Annotated in this window: 20 protein-coding genes and 1 other annotated feature; all 20 genes read right to left on the bottom strand. The window is 34.8% G+C overall.

From position 1 onward, the window contains the following. Positions 1 to 33: 33 nt before the first annotated feature. Positions 34 to 1,329, bottom strand: a complete 1,296-nt coding sequence (locus GW534_RS00305; RefSeq protein ID WP_161919052.1) for a dihydroorotase — start codon at positions 1,327 to 1,329, stop codon at positions 34 to 36. Continuing rightward, entirely contained in the window at positions 1,295 to 2,230 is a 936-nt protein-coding gene (locus GW534_RS00300) for an aspartate carbamoyltransferase catalytic subunit (RefSeq protein WP_161919051.1), read from the bottom strand. Before GW534_RS00300 ends, GW534_RS00305 begins: the two co-directional genes overlap by 35 nt. A 165-nt stretch (positions 2,231 to 2,395) precedes the next feature. Further along, positions 2,396 to 2,941, bottom strand: a complete 546-nt coding sequence (gene pyrR, locus GW534_RS00295; RefSeq protein ID WP_161919050.1) for a bifunctional pyr operon transcriptional regulator/uracil phosphoribosyltransferase PyrR — start codon at positions 2,939 to 2,941, stop codon at positions 2,396 to 2,398. Positions 2,942 to 3,153: 212 nt separating this feature from the next. Further along, the gene (locus GW534_RS00290) at positions 3,154 to 4,065 is read right to left on the bottom strand and encodes an RluA family pseudouridine synthase (RefSeq protein ID WP_161919049.1); all 912 of its coding nucleotides are present in this window, start codon (positions 4,063 to 4,065) and stop codon (positions 3,154 to 3,156) included. Next, positions 4,037 to 4,534, bottom strand: coding sequence for a signal peptidase II (gene lspA / locus GW534_RS00285; protein ID WP_161919048.1), 498 nt, complete (start codon positions 4,532 to 4,534; stop codon positions 4,037 to 4,039). The genes GW534_RS00290 and lspA overlap by 29 nt, the downstream gene beginning before the upstream one ends. 147 nt (positions 4,535 to 4,681) lie before the next feature. Continuing rightward, complete coding sequence (locus GW534_RS00280) at positions 4,682 to 4,999, bottom strand: hypothetical protein (RefSeq protein WP_161919047.1); 318 nt, start codon at positions 4,997 to 4,999, stop codon at positions 4,682 to 4,684. Between the two features lie 183 nt (positions 5,000 to 5,182). After that, complete coding sequence (gene ileS / locus GW534_RS00275) at positions 5,183 to 7,957, bottom strand: isoleucine--tRNA ligase (protein ID WP_161919046.1); 2,775 nt, start codon at positions 7,955 to 7,957, stop codon at positions 5,183 to 5,185. A 111-nt stretch (positions 7,958 to 8,068) separates the two neighbouring features. Then, positions 8,069 to 8,295, bottom strand: a binding site (T-box leader). A gap of 83 nt (positions 8,296 to 8,378) precedes the next feature. Further along, positions 8,379 to 8,909, bottom strand: coding sequence for a DivIVA domain-containing protein (locus tag GW534_RS00270; protein ID WP_161919045.1), 531 nt, complete (start codon positions 8,907 to 8,909; stop codon positions 8,379 to 8,381). Positions 8,910 to 8,999: 90 nt separating this feature from the next. After that, positions 9,000 to 9,773 (bottom strand): YlmH family RNA-binding protein, encoded by a 774-nt coding sequence (locus tag GW534_RS00265; protein ID WP_161919044.1) that lies wholly within the window; start codon positions 9,771 to 9,773, stop codon positions 9,000 to 9,002. A 12-nt stretch (positions 9,774 to 9,785) separates the two neighbouring features. After that, complete coding sequence (locus GW534_RS00260) at positions 9,786 to 10,040, bottom strand: YggT family protein (protein ID WP_161919043.1); 255 nt, start codon at positions 10,038 to 10,040, stop codon at positions 9,786 to 9,788. A gap of 3 nt (positions 10,041 to 10,043) precedes the next feature. Then, positions 10,044 to 10,508 carry a cell division protein SepF gene (locus tag GW534_RS00255; RefSeq protein ID WP_161919042.1) on the bottom strand — a complete coding sequence of 155 codons (465 nt, stop codon included), beginning with the start codon at positions 10,506 to 10,508 and terminating at the stop codon, positions 10,044 to 10,046. Between the two features lie 17 nt (positions 10,509 to 10,525). After that, the gene (locus GW534_RS00250; RefSeq protein WP_161919041.1) at positions 10,526 to 11,203 is read right to left on the bottom strand and encodes a YggS family pyridoxal phosphate-dependent enzyme; all 678 of its coding nucleotides are present in this window, start codon (positions 11,201 to 11,203) and stop codon (positions 10,526 to 10,528) included. Between the two features lie 2 nt (positions 11,204 to 11,205). Continuing rightward, the gene (gene pgeF / locus GW534_RS00245; RefSeq protein ID WP_161919040.1) at positions 11,206 to 12,033 is read right to left on the bottom strand and encodes a peptidoglycan editing factor PgeF; all 828 of its coding nucleotides are present in this window, start codon (positions 12,031 to 12,033) and stop codon (positions 11,206 to 11,208) included. A 245-nt stretch (positions 12,034 to 12,278) separates the two neighbouring features. After that, positions 12,279 to 13,055, bottom strand: a complete 777-nt coding sequence (gene sigG, locus GW534_RS00240) for an RNA polymerase sporulation sigma factor SigG (protein ID WP_161919039.1) — start codon at positions 13,053 to 13,055, stop codon at positions 12,279 to 12,281. Between the two features lie 164 nt (positions 13,056 to 13,219). Continuing rightward, a complete protein-coding gene (gene sigE / locus GW534_RS00235; protein ID WP_161919038.1) occupies positions 13,220 to 13,942 on the bottom strand; it encodes an RNA polymerase sporulation sigma factor SigE in 723 nt (240 codons plus the stop codon). A gap of 36 nt (positions 13,943 to 13,978) precedes the next feature. Then, the gene (spoIIGA, locus tag GW534_RS00230; RefSeq protein ID WP_312854608.1) at positions 13,979 to 14,896 is read right to left on the bottom strand and encodes a sigma-E processing peptidase SpoIIGA; all 918 of its coding nucleotides are present in this window, start codon (positions 14,894 to 14,896) and stop codon (positions 13,979 to 13,981) included. Positions 14,897 to 15,307: 411 nt separating this feature from the next. Next, positions 15,308 to 16,492: a cell division protein FtsZ gene (gene ftsZ / locus GW534_RS00225; protein WP_161919036.1), complete on the bottom strand. Its 1,185-nt coding sequence runs from the start codon at positions 16,490 to 16,492 to the stop codon at positions 15,308 to 15,310. Between the two features lie 36 nt (positions 16,493 to 16,528). After that, a complete protein-coding gene (ftsA, locus tag GW534_RS00220; RefSeq protein ID WP_161919035.1) occupies positions 16,529 to 17,818 on the bottom strand; it encodes a cell division protein FtsA in 1,290 nt (429 codons plus the stop codon). 195 nt (positions 17,819 to 18,013) lie between these two features. Then, positions 18,014 to 18,382 (bottom strand): small basic family protein, encoded by a 369-nt coding sequence (locus tag GW534_RS00215; RefSeq protein ID WP_161919034.1) that lies wholly within the window; start codon positions 18,380 to 18,382, stop codon positions 18,014 to 18,016. 19 nt (positions 18,383 to 18,401) lie between these two features. After that, entirely contained in the window at positions 18,402 to 19,058 is a 657-nt protein-coding gene (locus GW534_RS00210; RefSeq protein WP_161919033.1) for a DUF881 domain-containing protein, read from the bottom strand. Positions 19,059 to 19,089: the final 31 nt, after the last annotated feature.

The following is a 19,089-nucleotide window of genomic DNA, read 5'->3' as shown; positions in this document are numbered from 1 at the left end:
CCCTGTACTCTTCATTTTATTAAAATAGCAATCTTATATTTGTGCCCGTTCCATTTGCCAAGCGATTTTTCCAGCGGCAATCGTCATAACTGGCCATCCTTGACATTTCCAACCAGTAAATGGAGTGTTTTTACCTTTTGAAGCAAATTCTTCAGGATTAATTGTTTTTTCTAAATTTAAATCGAGTAACACAATATCGGCAACTTCACCTTCTTCTAACTTGCCATACGGTAATTGAAACACTTCAGCTGGTTTAATTGTCATGAAATCAATTAATTGTTTTATAGTTAAAATTCCTTTTTTCACAAAATGCTCATATAAAAGTGGAAAAGCAGTTTCTAAACCAACGATACCAAATGGTGAACTTTCCATACCTTGTGCCTTTTCTTCAGCCGTATGAGGTGCGTGATCTGTCGCGATAAAATCAATTGTTCCATCTAGTAAACCTTCAATTAACGCTTCTTTATCGTCTTCTCCTCGAAGCGGTGGATTCATTTTCCAATTACTGTCATTAGCAGGAATATCTTCTTCACTTAAAAGTAGGTGGTGCGGTGATACTTCAGCAGTCACATTAATTCCCGCCCGTTTTGCATCTCGTACTACACGAACTGATTCTTTTGTACTAATGTGACAAACATGGTAGTGACACCCTGTAGCTTCAGCTAAAAGAACATCCCGAGCAATTTGTACAGATTCAGATGCTGATAAAATTCCAGGTAAATTTAAGCGCCCATCTACTTTACCTTTATGAACAACGCCTGAATATACTAAAGACATGTCTTCACAATGGGCAACAATTGCTTTGTTGATTTTTGCTGCTTGTTGCATCGCTTCATACATTTGTCCTGCTGTTTGAATGCCAACACCATCATCTGTAAAGGCAAAGACACCGGCTTCTGCTAATTCATTAAAATCATTTAAAGCTCCACCTTGTAAACCTTTTGTAATTGCCGCATATGGTAATACACGTACATGGGCTGTTTCTGCAATTCTTTTATTTAACCATTGTAATTGTTCTTTCGTATCCGGTACTGGATTTGTATTTGGCATCGCACATACCGTTGTATATCCACCGCGGGCTGCAGCAAGAGTTCCCGTTTCAATTGTTTCTTTTTGCTCACCGCCTGGTTCCCGCAAATGGACATGAACATCGATAAATCCAGGGGCAACGACATAGTTTTCAGCATCAACAATCTTATAATCCTTTTGATTTTCTATATTTACTTCATCTGTTATTTTTTCGATTTTCCCATTCGTGATAAAAATACTTTTCTTTTCTTTTTCTCCCTTTTCATTAATTAGCCAACCGTTTTTGATAATGATTTTCATAAATGTTCTCCCCTTCTAAGTTTGTTTCAAGTATTTTCTTTAACACACTCATTCGAACATAAACACCGTTTTGCATTTGTTTAAATATGCGTGAACGACGACATTCCACAAGTTCTGAAGCAATTTCCACATCACGATTAACCGGTGCAGGATGCATAATGATGCTTTTTTCTTTCATTTTTCTTTCCCGTTCAACCGTTAAACCGTAAGTTTCGTGATATTGTTCCTTCGTAAGTCCTAAAGTATGACCATGTCGTTCATGTTGAATTCTTAATAACATGACTACGTCCGCTTCACTTATTGCTTCCTCTATTTCTACATAAGGACCATAGGCTTTCATGGATTCATCAAACCACGCTTCCGGTCCTGAAAAACTTACTTTCGCTCCAAGTCTTGTTAAGGCAGTTGCATTGGAACGAGCAACCCGACTATGACGGATATCTCCGATGATGGAAACTTTTAAATCTTTAAACGTACCAAACTCTTGTTTTATCGTTAATAGGTCAAGTAATGATTGGGTTGGATGGTTACCGCAGCCATCACCGCCGTTAATAATCGGAATGCTGCAGTTTTTTAATTCATCAAAGTAACGATCTTGTTCATGGCGGATAACGACCGCATTTACTCCAATTGACTGTAATGTTCTTACTGTGTCATACAATGTTTCACCTTTTAATACACTGGATGAACCAGCTTCAAAAGGAACAACTTCTAAACCTAGCTTCCGTTCTGCCACTTCAAAGCTACTTTTTGTTCGAGTACTTGGTTCGAAAAACAAATTCGCAACGAAAGTTTGTTGTTGCGGTCTCCATACTTTTCCATTGGCAAACTCACTAGCATCTCGTAATAAATTTTCTATTTCTAAATCGGATAAATCTTCTATTGTTAATAGACTTTTCAACGTATTATCCTCCTTTATATACAAAAAACCTCTTTCCATTTGGAAAGAGGTCATAAATGTATAGATAGATGCTTTTTTGCCTACCATAAAAGAATAGACTCCGAGCCTATCTAAACATAACGTCCCCCTTTCCAGCCTCTCTGGACTGTCTTTAAAAGGGTACTCTTATTTATTATTTTCATAAATGCTTACTAGGTCTTTACCGTCAACTTCGGATAATTCCACCATAATTTGTTCTGATTTCGATGTTGGAATGTTTTTACCAACGTAATCTGCGCGAATCGGTAATTCACGATGACCACGATCTACTAAAATCGCAAGTTGGATTTGGGATGGTCTACCAAAATCAATAATCGCATCTAACCCTGCACGAACTGTTCGACCCGTATATAAAACATCATCAACAAGGATGATTTTTTTATCGTTTATATCAACTGGAATATTTGAATCCTTCACAAGAGGCTCTTCATCTTCCGTTTTAATGGTTAAATCATCACGGTACAAAGTTATGTCTAATTCACCAACAGGTAACTTAGCACCTTCAATTTGTTCTATTTTTTCTGCAAGTCGTTTTGCTAAATAAATGCCTCGTGTGCGAATTCCAACAATTACAATGTCTTCAATGCCCTTATTACGTTCAATAATTTCGTGGGCAATTCGTGTTAAAGCTCTTCGAATCGCTTGTTCATCAAGTACAACTGCCTTTTGCATTGGAGTCCCCCCCGAATCTAGTTTGAATCCCAAAAATTTTCACAAAAAAATCCTGCTTCAGAGAGCAGGAGGTATTCACACAAAAATATATTTACCATCTCCTTCCCAGCCTCTCTGGACTGTTTTAAAGGTTCATATTGTTTTCTATTTGATGATAAGTGGTATTTAGAAAATTGTCAACGGTATTTTATATTGTTGTAAAATTCAGTCGTTTATTTCCGTTTATTTAAATAATCTAACAGATTTTGAAATTCCTCTGGTGCAGGTGATTGGAATTCTAAATATTCCTTCGTGCGTGGATGGACAAATCCGAGCACCCCTGCATGTAATGCTTGTCCATCAATATCCAACGTTTTTCTTGGACCATATTTCGGATCACCCGCTAATGGATAACCGATATATTTCATATGAACACGAATTTGATGAGTTCTCCCTGTTTCAAGTTCACATTCGACATGGGTAAAATCCGTAAAACGTTCAATCACTCTAAAATGGGTGACGGCATGTTTTCCATTATCGACGACGGCCATTTTTTGTCGATCCGTTTTATCACGACCAATAGGTGCATCGATTGTTCCGAAATCATGGGGAATTACACCATGGACAATTGCCTCATACTTTCTTGTTACTGTTTTTGCAACAAGTTGTTCAACTAAAGCTTCATGGGCTACGTCATTTTTTGCCACCATTAATAAACCAGAAGTGTCTTTATCAATACGGTGAACGATTCCTGGACGCATGACACCATTGATGCCAGAGAGATCTTTACAATGGGCCATTAATCCATTAACTAATGTTCCGGATGTGTGTCCCGGTGCCGGATGAACAACCATTCCTCGTGGTTTATTAACGACAATGACATCACTATCTTCATAAACAATATCTAAGTCCATTTCTTCCGCTTCAATATTTAATGGAACAGGTTCAGGAATGTTAACAATGATTTTATCATTCACTTCACATTTATAATTTGTTTTCACTTTTTTACCATTAACTAACACATGTTCAGATTTAATCCATTCTTGGATTTGTGTGCGGGACCATTCTTCATCAACGGTAGTTAATAGTTTGTCGATACGAATCCCTGCTTCTTCTTCACTTACTAGATGATAAACCTTCTCCATCTTTTTTCTCCTTTTTATTCTTTCTTTCATCAAGAATCATAAAAATAATTAATAAAATAACACCGACTGTTAAAGCCGAGTCCGCAATATTAAACACTGGAAAATTATAGCCAAAAATATTAGTAAAATGGAGAAAATCTACGACTTCCTGCCTAAATAATCGATCAATAAAGTTTCCAATTGCTCCACCTAACATTAAGCCAAGAGCAGTACCGAAAAGAGGCTCACCCTTCGTATGTTTTTGTATGTAATATATTAATATAACAACAACAACGACTGTTACAATATAGAAAAACCACATTTGTCCTTGTAGCATTCCCCATGCAGCACCTTTATTACGATGAGAGGTAATGTGGAAGAAATTTTCAATTACTGGAATACTTTCCCCTAATTCCATCGATTTAACGATAATCCACTTTGTAAGTTGATCGATGCCAATTATAATTAAAGCAATAATATAGTATACCAAACTTTCCCCTCCAAACTTTAAGTGAACTCTTTTGCATTTTAGCATAAATTACCACATTATGCGATGTTTACTATAAGAAAAGAAGTTATATTATAAAAGTTAGGGTCGACTAAAAAATTTAAAAAATGTATATTTTTAGCCAACCCATTAAAAGTTTGGAGTTTTTATTTGGCTCGGTGGAAAAACTGGTTTTTTAAAGTATTTTAAAATAGAATTCACTTCACTTATTGAACGTACATTCGGTTGGAATGTTAATAATTCAAGTGGGATAGTGCTTCCAGTTTCTTCGCAAACGCCAAAATCACCGTCTTCAATTTTTTTAATCGTCGCTATTATGTCAAGTAACTCCTCTTCCGCCATTTGTTTCACATAAGGTGATAATTGTTGATTATAAAGGCGTTCTTCCAAATCTTCCTTCATTGCCAATAATTCCTCATAAAGTGAATATAGCAATGTGTTTTCCATGAAAAACCTCCCTATACGTTCAATAATCTATTTTTCATTGTATGTATAGTATGACCGAATGTGACGAGGAAAGTTTGAAAAAAATATTGCTTTTTTGACGATAGAAGGAAATTGAGGGAGATTTTTCAAAAGAAAAGGGCTGTCAATAAGACAACCCATGATTGATTTTCATTTGTCAAAAAATTATTTTACTGTATTACTATAATTTTCTTCTACAACCTCAGCACAGCGTGGGCATAATGTAGGATGGTTTTCGTTTTGACCAACATCTGGTGTTACAACCCAACAACGTTCACAAGTTTCACCTTCTGCTTTAGTCACTACAATTGCAGAATGTTCTAGTTTTAATGCATTTTCTGGGGCATCTTCGTAGCTGCCGGCAACTTCTAAGTCAGATACGATGAAAATTTGTCCAACGTTTTCGTCAATCGAATCAAGTAATTCTTTTACATGTTCACGAACATATAATGTAACTTTCGCTGTTAAAGATTTACCGATTACTTTTTCATTACGTGCTTCTTCTAATGCTTTTAATACTTCATCACGAAGCTTCATGAATTTCGTCCATTTTTCCACTAATTGATCAGCATTAGGAAGTTCTTTATACTCAGGAATATCAGTTAATTGTACACTTTCTTCTTCTACTCCTGGAATGTATTCCCAAATTTCATCTGCTGTATGTGGAATGATTGGCGATAACATTTTTGTTAAAGCAACTAGGCATTCATAGATTACGGTTTGCATGGAACGACGAACTGGATTATTTTCCGCTTCAATGTAAAGTACGTCTTTTGCAAAGTCTAAGTAGAACGCACTTAAATCTAATGTAATAAAATGAGTTAAGTCATGGTAAATTTCTGAGAATCGGTAATTTACATAGTTTTCACGAACATTTTTAATTAGTTGATTTAATTTTACAAGCATAAATTTGTCAACTTCACGTAAGTTCTCATATGGGACAGCGTCTTTTTTAACGTCAAAGTCATTTAAGTTACCTAACATAAAGCGAACGGTGTTACGGATTTTACGGTACACTTCAGAAATTTGTTTAAAGTGATCCATTGAAACTTTAACATCTTGTGTATAGTCAACGGAAGTTACCCATAGACGCAGTACGTCAGCACCGTATTGTTTTGTTACTTGTTCAGGAACAATGACGTTACCTACGGATTTAGACATTTTCTTACCTTCACCATCAACGGTAAATCCGTTAGAAACAACACCTTCATATGGTGCGACACCATTTACTGCTACACTAATGATTAAGCTTGAGTTAAACCAGCCACGATATTGGTCAGAACCTTCTAAATAAATATCCGCTGGGAATTTTAATTCTTCGCGTGTACGTAAAACACCGTGGTGAGAAGAACCAGAGTCGAACCAAACGTCCATAATATCTGTTTCTTTCGTAAACTCACCATTCGGACTACCTGGATGTGTAAAGCCTTCAGGAAGTAAATCTTTCGCATCGCGCTCGAACCAAACATTGGAACCATGTTCTTCAAATAATTTTGCCACATGTTCAATTGTTTCTTCAGTAATAATTGGTTCACCATTTTCCGCATAAAAGACTGGAATTGGAACACCCCAAACACGTTGACGAGAAATACACCAGTCACCACGGTCACGAATCATGTTGTAAAGTCTTGTTTCGCCCCATTGGTTAAACCATTTAACATTTTGAATTTCTTGTAATAATTTTTCACGAATTGGCTCAATCGATGCAAACCATTGAGGTGTTGCACGGAAAATAACTGGTTTTTTCGTACGCCAATCATGTGGATAGGAGTGAGTAATAAAAGTAAGTTTTAATAAAGCGCCTACTTCTTCTAATTTTTGTGTAATTGCTTTATTTGCTTTATCGTAAAACATGCCTTCGAATCCAGGTGCCTCTTCTGTCATATGACCACGATCATCTACTGGAGCTAATACACCTAAATTGTATTTTTGACCGATACGGAAGTCGTCTTCCCCGTGTCCTGGAGCTGTATGAACGGCTCCTGTACCTGCATCTAAAGTGACGTGTTCACCGCACATCACAAGAGAATCACGATCATAAATCGGATGTTTTGCAACGACGTATTCTAACTCTTTTCCTTTCACTGTTTGAACAACTTTATAGTCTGTCCATTCGATTTCTTCTGCCACAGTTTTTAATAAATCTTCAGCAATTAGGAATTTACGGTCCCCAACGTTTACAACAATATAGTTAAACTCAGGGTGAACAGAAATACCTAAGTTAGCTGGAATTGTCCATGGTGTCGTTGTCCAAATCACAATTTCAGTATCATTATCTAAAACACCTTTTCCATCTTTTACTGGGAAAGCAACATAAATCGATGGTGAACGGACATCTTTATATTCAATTTCCGCTTCAGCTAAAGCTGATTCAGATGATGGTGACCAATAAACTGGTTTTGAACCTTTATAGATTAAGCCTTTTTTTGCCATTTCACCGAATACGCGAATTTGTTGCGCTTCGAAAATTGGATTTAGGGTTAAATAAGGATTTTCCCAGTCTCCACGAACACCTAAACTCTTAAACCCTTTTCTTTGAATATCAATTTGTTCAAAAGCATATTGTTCACAAAGCTTACGGAACTCGGAAACGGACATTTCTTTTCGATTTACACCTTTTTTCGTTAATTCTTGTTCAATCGGTAAACCATGTGTATCCCAACCAGGAACATATGGAGCATCGTAACCTAACATTGATCTTGAACGTACAATTAAATCTTTTAATACTTTGTTTAATGCGTGCCCCATGTGAAGACTACCGTTCGCATAAGGTGGTCCATCATGTAGTACATACTTCGGACGACCTTTTGTCCGTTCTTGTACTTTTTTGTAAATATCCATTTCTTCCCATTTTGCTTGAATTTCAGGTTCTTTTTTCGTTAAATTTCCACGCATTGGAAATTTTGTTTTTGGCATTAATAATGTTTCTTTATAATCCAATTTCTTACACCTTCCTTTTATTATCTTCATCATTACCTGTTAAGTAATTTTCTAATCATTTTAGGAAAATAAATTAGAAATTATTAGAAATACAAAAAGCCCTCTCATCCCATTTGGGACGAGAAGGCTATTCCCGCGGTACCACCCAATTAGGCAAAAATATAAAATAATTTTGCCCACTTGTATTCGTTAACGTGCACGCACGCTTGTACTTACTATAATTTCGGTACAAGAACTCCAGGGTGATCTTCCAACTTCTTCTTTTACCGGACTCCCACCATCACCGGTTCGCTGTAGAAAAGAATTAGAAGTTGTACTTTCCCTCTCATCGTTTCTAATTATTAAATTCGATACGTATAAATATTAGTATAACGAATTATATGCAAAATTTACTAATTCGTCAACTTTTTATTAAAAATTATTATTTTTGTGTACTAAATTGAACTTCTTCGTCCTCTTCTAAAGACTTCAATTCAGTAGCATCAATATCAAATTCCATTAATTGATCCCAATCTTTACTATCTACCATTTCTAATTGGGCTTCAATTAACATTCTAAAACGATTGCGGAATACTTTTGACTGTTTCTTTAAATCTTCAATTTCTAATGCAATTTTTCTTGCTTTAGAAAGAGCTTCATTTACAATACGATCGGCATTTTTTTCCGCTTCACGAATGATTAGTTTTGCTTCTTTTTGGGCGCTACTTTTTACTTCTTCTGCAGCCTCTTGTGCAACAACAATCGATTTATTTAATGTTTCTTCGATATTATTGTAACGGCTTAATCTTTCTTCTAAATCTTTTATTCGCTCTTCAAGTTCTTTTTTATCACGAATAATAATTTCATAATCTTTAATAACTTGATCTAGAAACTCATTAACTTCGTCTTCATCGTAGCCTCGAAATGATTTGGAAAACTCTTTATTATGTATGTCTAATGGCGTTAACGGCATAAAGCCACCTCCAAAGTAAATATCATATTATTTTATATTATAAACTATTTTTCGACAGTTTGTGATAATTTTCCTGCAAAACGGGTAAATTTATTTAAAATAACCGAGACGGATTCGCCATTTGTTTTTTCTCGTTTGTTCACCAATGAAAGTTAACTTCATGCGCCCAATTCTTTTTGCAGAAATTAAATCACCTTCATCTAACAGATAAGATGGTGATTCAACGATTCTAAAATTTACTTTCACAAGGCCATTTTCAATTAATTTCTGTGTCTTTTCACGTGAAAGACGACTGGCCGTTGATAAAACCGCATCTAACCGTAAAGAAGAAACGGTAAATTCCTTTTCTTCAGTTTGTTCGTTTGCTTTGATTGCTTCAGATAAAGGTAAATCTTCCAATTTTACGGTTGCTTTTCCAACTTGATGAAAATGTATGCGAATATAGTCAGCAATTTCTTTTGCAACGAAAAATTGGATTCGTTCCCCATCGATTAATATATCGCCATATTTTTCCCTTTTCAACCCAATCCCCATTAAACTACCTAAAACTTGGGGATGGGATAAATTGACAAATTTTACTGGATATTTAATCTCAAATAGTTGAATTTCAAAGTCGTCATCTTCCGGTTGAAAATAATCCGGATATATAAGTGCTCTTTTTCTTTCTGCACTGTTTGCTCCACCAAATAATTGGTACTTTACTTCCCCATTTTGTCCAATGATGGATTGGACGATGAACTGTTCCCGTGGGTCTAAAAAATCCGTTAATTTCGGAGAATAATTCATTTCAACATAATTTTTCCAACTCATTACTTGATCAATAAACTCTTTTTCTTCAGGGCGAAAATGTTGATAAATTGACATACTATCTCCTTACTAGAAAATCATTAATAATACTTGAATTAAACCAACTTTTGCAAATTGAAGTACTAAAATAGCGACAATTGGAGATAGGTCGAACAATCCTAAAGGTGGGATGAATCTTCTAAAAGGTTCTAAATACGGCTCACATATTTTCGCTAAAAATTCACCAATAGCGGTTTCCCGAGAACCCGGTACCCATGACATGAAAATGTAAATAATTAATGCAATAAAATAAATTTGAAATAACAGATTAACAATTGCAACCAATGCTTACCACCTCGTATCATCAAATTCTTGATCTATAAACATATCCGAAATATTTCCTGATACTTCAACATTATCAGGTGTACACAAAATAATATTTGTGCCTACCTTTTGTATATCTCCACCTAATGCATAAACTGTTCCGCTTAAAAAGTCGACAATTCTTTTTGCTTGGTTTTTATCAATTCGTTGTAAATTAACGACAACCGCTCTCCGATTTTTTATATGGTCCGCAATTTCTTGTGCCTCTGCAAATACTCGAGGTTCTGAAAGAACTAGTTTCGACTGGTTTTTCACACTTTCTAGTTTAACAACATTACTTCTAGTTTGGTTCACTTTTTCATGGACTACATTTTCCTTTTGAACAGGATAATGTTCTTTTTTATTATCGCTATAATTTTCATCATCGTATTCTTCTTCATAAGATTCATCTAAGAAAAACCAGTTTTTTATTTTTGATTTAAATCCCATTCGGGGTCACCTCCAAACTATTCACCTACAAGGGCTGTACCAATACGTATATAAGTTGCTCCTTCTTCTATGGCAATCTCATAGTCATTGGACATTCCCATCGATAATTCGGTACATGGGGCATATTCTAACTCCAACTGTTGAATTTGTTGTTGGAGTTGGCGAAGCTTTTGAAAACATGTTCGCAAGATTGTTTCATCTTCTATATGCGGCGCCATCGTCATTAAACCAATAATACGAATATTTGGGTACTGTTGTAAAGATTTTACAAATTCTACAGTTTCTTCAGGTGCAATCCCGTGTTTCGATTCTTCACCACTGACATTTACTTGTACAAAACAATTGATCGGTTTTGTTGCTCGTTTATTTATTTCTTTTGCTAATGATTTTCGGTCAAGGGAATGAATATAATGAACTTTATCAATTATATTTTTTACCTTTCTTGATTGCAACGTACCTATAAAATGCCATGTAGGTTTATCTCCCAACACTTCATATTTATTTAAAAATTCATGATCACGGTTTTCACCTAAATGAATTACTCCAGCTTCAATCGCTTCTTTAGTTCGTTCAATAGTAGAATATTTCGTTACAGCGATAATTTTAATTTCTTGAGGATCACGACCTACTTTTTCACATGTTTGCTTTATCTTCTCTTGAATTACTGCTAAATTTTCTTTTACACTTGTTGCCAAGTCTAATCCTCCTTCTCCTTAATCCCTATAAATCCCATCATACGTCCAGTCTTTCCCTGGTCACGACGATGAGAGTAAAACTGTGAATTCTCACAGCTAGTACAAAGACTTGTCAATTGAATTTGATTTTCCCGTAGACCTATTTGTGTTAATAAGGCTTTATTTAATCCTTTTAAATCAAGTTTATATTGGTTCGGTTTAATTTCATTATAAAAACGTTCATGATGACTTAGATTCATGATTTTTACTTCATTAATTACTCTATCATCTACAATATAACAATGTTCGCAAATAGATGGTCCAATACAAGCATAAACGCTAGATAAATCAATACCCTTATGTTGCCAATCATTTAGCAAAGATTGGACGATTTTTTTCACAGTACCTTTCCAGCCTGCATGGACAATTCCAACCATTTGCTCCTGTGGTGCATAAAAGTAAATAGGCACACAGTCGGCATACATCAAACCAAGTAATGTTCCTGGTTGATTCGTGTAAATGCCGTCACAATCTTTTATACTCGTTTCAAAATCAAGAGCACCACTTCCCCAATGTTCTTGATTAACGTACTGAACGTTATTTCCGTGCGTCTGTTGTAAACACACCCATTGATTAAGCGGAATTTGAATTTGGTCAGCCAATTTTTCTCGATTTTTCACAACGGTATGGCTGTCGTCACCTACGTGAAGACCTAAATTATTACTTTTATAATGAGAAAGACTGAAACCATTGTTTTTAGTAGTAAATCCAGCAATAATTCGTGGATTTAGTTTTTGCCATTCTTCAATAACGAAAAATGTTGGATCTTTAAGAAGAAAAGGTTCAGTCATTTCATCACCTGCTTTTAAAATTTTAAGATTTAGTATAAAGCATCCTTAAATGTTTAAAATTTTATAAGGACATTATTTTCGCTCACTGTTCTACTTATTATAATACAGCTTAAAATAAGAATCTCTTTTTAAGTTTACCATAGAAACTTGAAAAACTTAACAAAATTTGCTAATCCATAATAAAAAACAAAGGACTTCTGTAATTACTACAGAAAGTCCTTTCATTTGTAATTATCTATTTTAATTTATTGTATATTTTTCGACATTTGTTTAATTGCTGCTTTTTCCAAACGAGAGACTTGTGCCTGTGATATACCGATTTCTTCGGCTACTTCCATTTGTGTCTTCCCTTGGAAAAACCGTTTTTTCAAAATCATCTTCTCACGTTCATTAAGCCTTCGTATTCCTTCTTTTAAAGCGATTTCATCAATCCAATTTGAATCCTTATTTTTTTCATCACTAATTTGATCTACTACGTAAATCGGATCACCGCCATCATTATAAATCGGTTCAAAAAGGGATACAGGGTCTTGAATTGCATCTAAAGCAAAAACGATTTCTTCTTTCGGTACATCGAGTTCTTTTGCAATTTCTTCAGCAGTCGGTTCCTTTGATGACTCGGCCATAAGTCGCTCGCGAACTTGCAAAGATTTATAAGCAATATCGCGTAGGGACCGAGAGACTCTTATTGGATTATTATCCCGTAAGTATCGGCGAATTTCTCCAATAATCATGGGAACCGCATAAGTTGAAAAGCGAACATTTTGGCTTAAATCAAAATTATCAATAGATTTCATAAGACCAATACAACCAACTTGGAATAAGTCATCGACATATTCCCCTCGATTATTAAATCTTTGAATGACACTTAATACGAGACGTAAATTCCCATTTACTAATTTTTCTCGAGCAGATAAATCACCCGCCTGCATTTGTTTAAATAGTTCTCTCATCTCTTCATTTTTTAAAACGGGTAACTTAGAAGTATCCACTCCACAGATCTCTACTTTGTTGCGCATCATCGTCTGTTCCCTCCTCACAGGAGTGCTTTACAATTTTCAGTATCTCCGTGGGAGGGAAAAATATGCAGCATAAAAAAATAATATATAGTTAAAAGGTAGTCTAAAACCGTTATATGTTACTGTTTATTGGAATAAATTTTTTTAATAAAATATGTTAGTATATTTTATACCATTTTTTCAAATTCTTTCCGTAAACGTTTGAATATTCTCTTCTCAAGCCTAGAAATGTATGATTGAGAAATCCCTAGCATATCAGCGACATCCTTTTGTGTCTTCTCTTCACCACCGACAAGGCCAAAACGTAATTCCATTATTTGTTTTTCACGGTCTGATAACGTATGAAGTGCTTTCATTAATAATTTTCGGTCTACACGAGCTTCTAAATCTTTTGTAATAATGTCATCTTCTGTTCCGAGAACGTCTGATAAAAGCAATTCATTACCGTCCCAATCAATATTTAATGGCTCATCAAAGGAAACTTCAGACCTCACTTTATTGTTTCTTCGTAAATACATTAATATTTCATTTTCAATACAGCGAGAAGCATATGTTGCAAGTTTAATTTTTTTCTCAGGATTAAATGTGTTAACCCCTTTAATTAAACCGATAGTACCTATACTAATTAAATCTTCTATATTAATCCCTGTATTTTCGAATTTTTTCGCTATATACACAACGAGACGTAAATTTCTTTCAATTAGCATGGAGCGTGCTGTTTCGTCTCCTTTTGGGAGTTTTTGGATTAAAATTTCTTCTTCTTCCTTCGTTAATGGTGGAGGTAAAGCCTCGCTACCACCGATATAGAAAATCTCATCTGCCTTCTTAATATGTAGCTTTCTCAACAACTTCGACCAGTAATAGGTTAAATAAAATTTAAATTTTTTCATTTTCAAACTCCCTTCTAACTTTTATTTTTTATATTTTTAAGATACTTGTTGACCTTTTGCACTAGTAAGAATTTTAGGATGGATAATGCTATCGAATGTGTCATCACTAGAGAGTTTTTGATTCACTAACCCAATTAATAATTTGTCTGTTTGAAATTTCTCCTCATTTTGCATGAACATAACCTTATCAGGTCGAAATGTAACAATCAGTTGATGGTCTTTACCAACAACGCGATATGGGACAACGGATAGACGATTCCCCCACTCATTTGGGACTTCATTGCTCTCGTTCCACAATTGATTAACATTATTAAAAATCGGGATTATTTCTTTCGGAAGAAGATTAGTCATTTTTTTTAAGGAAACAATCATCACCGGTCTTCTCGTAAGCGGATCATACAATTGGTTACCACTATCTACCAATCCTCGTAAACGAACGGATTTATCAAATATGAATACCTCTAAGTCAATGAGCTGATCAGATTGAATTTTATGATTTTCAAACCGATCGAACGTATTTTTTGAAAAATACCAAAGCACAGGAAAACCGAGAATAACGAACAACCAACTAATCGGATCTCCAAAACCTTGAATATGAGTTAAAAAGAGGGCATTTGCAAGATCGTAATCAAAATTCAACAAATAATGAACACCAATCATTGCACCTCCCATTGCAAATGTTACGAGATAAAAAATTGATAAGTTCGCAAAAAAGTATTTCATTCGCTTAAAGCCAAAGGCTACAATAACCATCAAAATTGAAATGAAAATTTTAAAAAATGAAGATGTTAATATTGCAAAGGGTGTAAAAGGTGCAAAAATAATTAATGAACCAAAAAATCCACCGAGAAAAACGCGCCATTTTTTGGTTCTTCTTTTTAATATTAATCCAGTTAAAAAAAGCAAAAGACTATCAAATAAAAAATTAAGTATCCAGATAATATCTAAATACACGGTCAACAGAGTATACCCCTTATTATTAATTTTAAGTTGGATTGGATAGACTATTATTTAATCTCCTATTCTTATCCATAAGTATATTCTGATTTTATTCAAAAGTGTGTCGCTTTATGTCATGGAAATGTAGGAAGTTTTCAGGAAAAAACCATTATTTTGTCGTGGAAAAACGAATGGGAATTGTGGATATATACAGAACTTAAAGAAAAGGATTTAGAACATATTTTACTGTAGTTTCGTTTTCTTGAAGATTAATGTTACTTTCCATAGTAACTTTAGCAAGTTTTGTAGAGTAAAAGGTTACTAGCGATATTATGGGGTAATTATTTCATTGGGAGTTTTTAGTGAAACATAAAAAGATTACCCACCGAAAGAAATTTTTCTTACACATGGGTAATCTTTTCCATTTTATAGTCTGCGTTTATTACGGTTACGAAGGAATGCTGGGATATCTAACATATCTTCCTGATAGTCCACATTTGTTTCCCTTGCAGGTTCCTGATATTGAGGTTGTTCATTAACTGGTTGTTCTCTTCTTTGTTGTGTTTGGCTTTGGTTTTGACTTTGACTTTGTGTTGAAGTCGTTGTTTTAGCTTGTTTAACATTAGGACGAGTTTGAGGTTGTTTATTTTGATTTGAATCCTCATTAAATCCAGTAGCAATGACCGTAACAACGATTTCATCTTTCAAGTTTTCATTAATTACAGAACCAAAGATCATGTTAACTTCTTCGTCAGACGCAGAAGAAACAATTTCAGCTGCTTCTTGTACTTCAAATAAACTTAAGTTAACGCCACCTGTAATATTCATGATGACACCTTGGGCACCATCGATAGATGTCTCTAACAATGGACTATTAATTGCTTTTTTCGCTGCTTCAGCCGCTCGATTTTCTCCAGAAGCAATTCCGATTCCCATAAGTGCTGAACCTTTATTGGACATAATCGTTTTCACGTCAGCGAAGTCAAGGTTAATTAGACCTGGTACTGCGATTAAATCGGAAATTCCTTGTACACCTTGACGTAATACATTGTCAGCTTCTTTAAACGCTTCTAACATCGGTGTACTTTTATCGACGATTTCTAATAGTCGGTCGTTCGGAATAACAATTAAAGTATCAACAGAATCTTTCATTGTAGTGATACCGTTTGCTGCGTATGTTTGACGTCTTTTACCTTCAAAAGAAAATGGACGTGTAACTACTCCGACAGTTAGTGCACCAAGTTCTTTTGCAATTTTCGCAATTACAGGTGCTGCACCCGTACCAGTACCGCCACCCATTCCTGCGGTAACGAAAACCATATCTGCACCTTTAACTACTTCTTCAATTTGTTCTTTACTTTCTTCAGCAGCTTTTTTACCTACTTCAGGATTAGCACCGGCACCTAATCCTTTCGTAAGTTTTGCACCGATTTGAATTTTTATATCAGCTTTCGATAAATTTAAAGCTTGAGCATCAGTATTGACGGCAATAAATTCAACCCCTTGAACTCCATGCTCAATCATTCGATTTACTGCATTATTTCCGCCGCCACCGACACCAATTACTTTTATTGTCGCTAATTGGTCGATTTGTGATTCAAATTCCAACATGCAAAAATCCTCCTAATTCCTTATTCCTATTATTTTCTATTCAAAAAAAGAGCCTAGGAACTTTTTCATTTTTGAAAACTTCCCATCTTGTTGTGGTTCTTTATTATTGTTGTTGTTAACTTTTGCTTGTGGTTTTGCCGTTTTACGTTCCTTTTGCTCAACTGGTACAACGGCGGTTTCAGTTTCTTTTCCTTGTAATCTAGCATTCTCATAAGCATATTTTATAATTCCAACTGCAGTTGTATATTGGGGCTCACGCACTCCAATATAATCTGGGATCGCTACCCGTACACGATTTTGGAAAATCGCTTGTGCTAACTCAGGTAGACCTTGCATGCTTGCAGTACCACCAGTTAATACAAATCCTCCTGGTAATTCTTCAATGCCCATTTTTTGAATTTCATAGGCAACAAGCTCTAATAATTCTACTAATCTTGCTTCGATAATTTCGGCAAGGAATTGTTGATTGTATTCTTGTTTTTCATTACTGCCAATTATTTGTACTGTAAATGTTTCATCTTCTGATGCTAAATCATATAATGCTTGGCCATATTTGATTTTTACAGCTTCAGCATCTTCCGTCGAAGTTCTAAGTACAATGGAAATGTCCTTAGTAATTTGGTCACCACCAATAGGTAACATAGCTGTACCTTTAATAAAACCATCTTCAAATACGGTAACGGTAGTGGAACCTCCTCCGATTTCAATAAGTGCTGAACCTAAGTATTTTTCATCAGAAGATAAAGCAACTTCTCCGGTTGCTAAAGGCTGAAGAACAATGTCAACTATCTCGAGTCCCGCCTTTTCTACGCAACGAAGTATATTAAGTAAAAATGTACGTGGTCCTATTACTAATGAACCTTCCATTTCTAGACGTACACCAATCATTCCTCTTGGATCATTTATTTCATCTTGTGTATCGACAATAAATTGCTTTCTAATAATATTTATAATTTCTCGATCAGGCGGTATTGATATTACCTGAGCCGCATCAATTACTCGATAGACATCTTCATCCGTAATTTCTCGATTCTCACTACTAACGGCAACAACTCCATGACAATCGATGAGAGAGATATTTTGTGCAGGTATACCTACAATCACTTGGTTTATCTCCATATCGATCATTCGTTCAGCCTGTTCTTTCGCCCGTTTAATAGATTGAACAGTTTTATCAATATCGATAATGGCACCTTTTTTCAAGCCTTCGGACTTCACATTTCCAACGCCAATTACATTTAAGGATTTATTTACCATCTCACCGATAATTATCTTCACATTGGATGTACCGATGTCTAAACTTACATAGATCGCATTGCTGTTCATCTATGGCACCTCCTTTTTCCCACATATTTCGTGTGAACAACAATATAAATGTTTTTAATATAATTTTCCAATAAAAAAATGAACGAAATTATGTTTAAAAAATGCATATACATTTATTAAAACGTATTTTTCAAAAACAGTAAACGAAAAAATAATAGCACTAGAAATATTCGCTTTTTTCAATGGTTTTTCCTTTTATTTTATCGTTCTTTTTTCACTTTTTCTCGGAAATGACCACTTTGTAATTAAAATTCTTCTTATGACGGCAATATTTTGGAATAACCTTACTCCAAATGCAAAAACTGCCGCTAAATACAAGTCTACACCAATCTGGACGCCGAGGAAAGCTAAACTTGCTGCTAAAATAATATTTGTGAAAAAACCCGTTACAAATATCTTTTCGTCATATAAATTTTGCAATTGTGCTCGAATACCACCAACTAATGTGTCTAATGCAGCTAGTATAGCAATGGAAAGGTAATCTGAATATTGATTCGGTATTTCCAAATCTGTTAATATTCCGAGACTTAAACCAATAATTAAACTCAATATAGGGAGCCACATTCTAAATATCTATCCCCTTCTAATTTACAATCTCCATCGATTTAATATGAAAATCACCATTGTAGGCAGGAATCGTTATACTTTGTTTCGGTTCCGAAATTGATATATTAAATCGATCAATAAAAAAGTCATCAGAAATTGTCGAAACTTGCATATAATTATACAACTTTTCCGCAGATTCTTCATCTTCTGTTACTACTTTTATTTGCATCGGAAAATTTTTTAATGGAAAACCGTCAACTTTCGTCTCCCCTTCAATGTAGCGTATTGTAGAATATGTAATTATCCGCTGGTCAGCAATAGAAATCGCTTTAGCACCATAACGATTTAATTCATTCATTAGTTTCCGTAATACAGATGGCGATATATATGGATTAGAGTCACCGGCGTTAATAAATTCATCTGCTTTAGAAACGGTTATTATAATACCTGGACCTTCCAATTCCTCCAACCCCGCTTCTAATCGTAGGTCATTTAAAGTATCTTGCAGTATACTTCTTCCTGACTGGGCATTTTTTGTTTCATATTGAGCAAGCCGTTCATCTACTTCCTGTATTTCTTTTAATATGTTTGATTCAGTTTTCATTGCTTCTGTCAATTTTTGCCTTAATTCCCAAGTATCTTGTGACTCAACAGTTTCTTCTTTCTTTAATGAGTTAATTTGGATTGCTAACATTACTCCAAATAAAAAACAAATAAAAATGAAA

The organism is Pallidibacillus pasinlerensis (assembly GCF_009996845.1).
GTDB classification, from domain to species: domain Bacteria; phylum Bacillota; class Bacilli; order Bacillales; family Caldibacillaceae; genus Pallidibacillus; species Pallidibacillus pasinlerensis.
The sequence above is the reverse complement of the archived record's forward strand: the minus strand, read 5'-3'. Positions and strand labels throughout refer to the sequence as shown.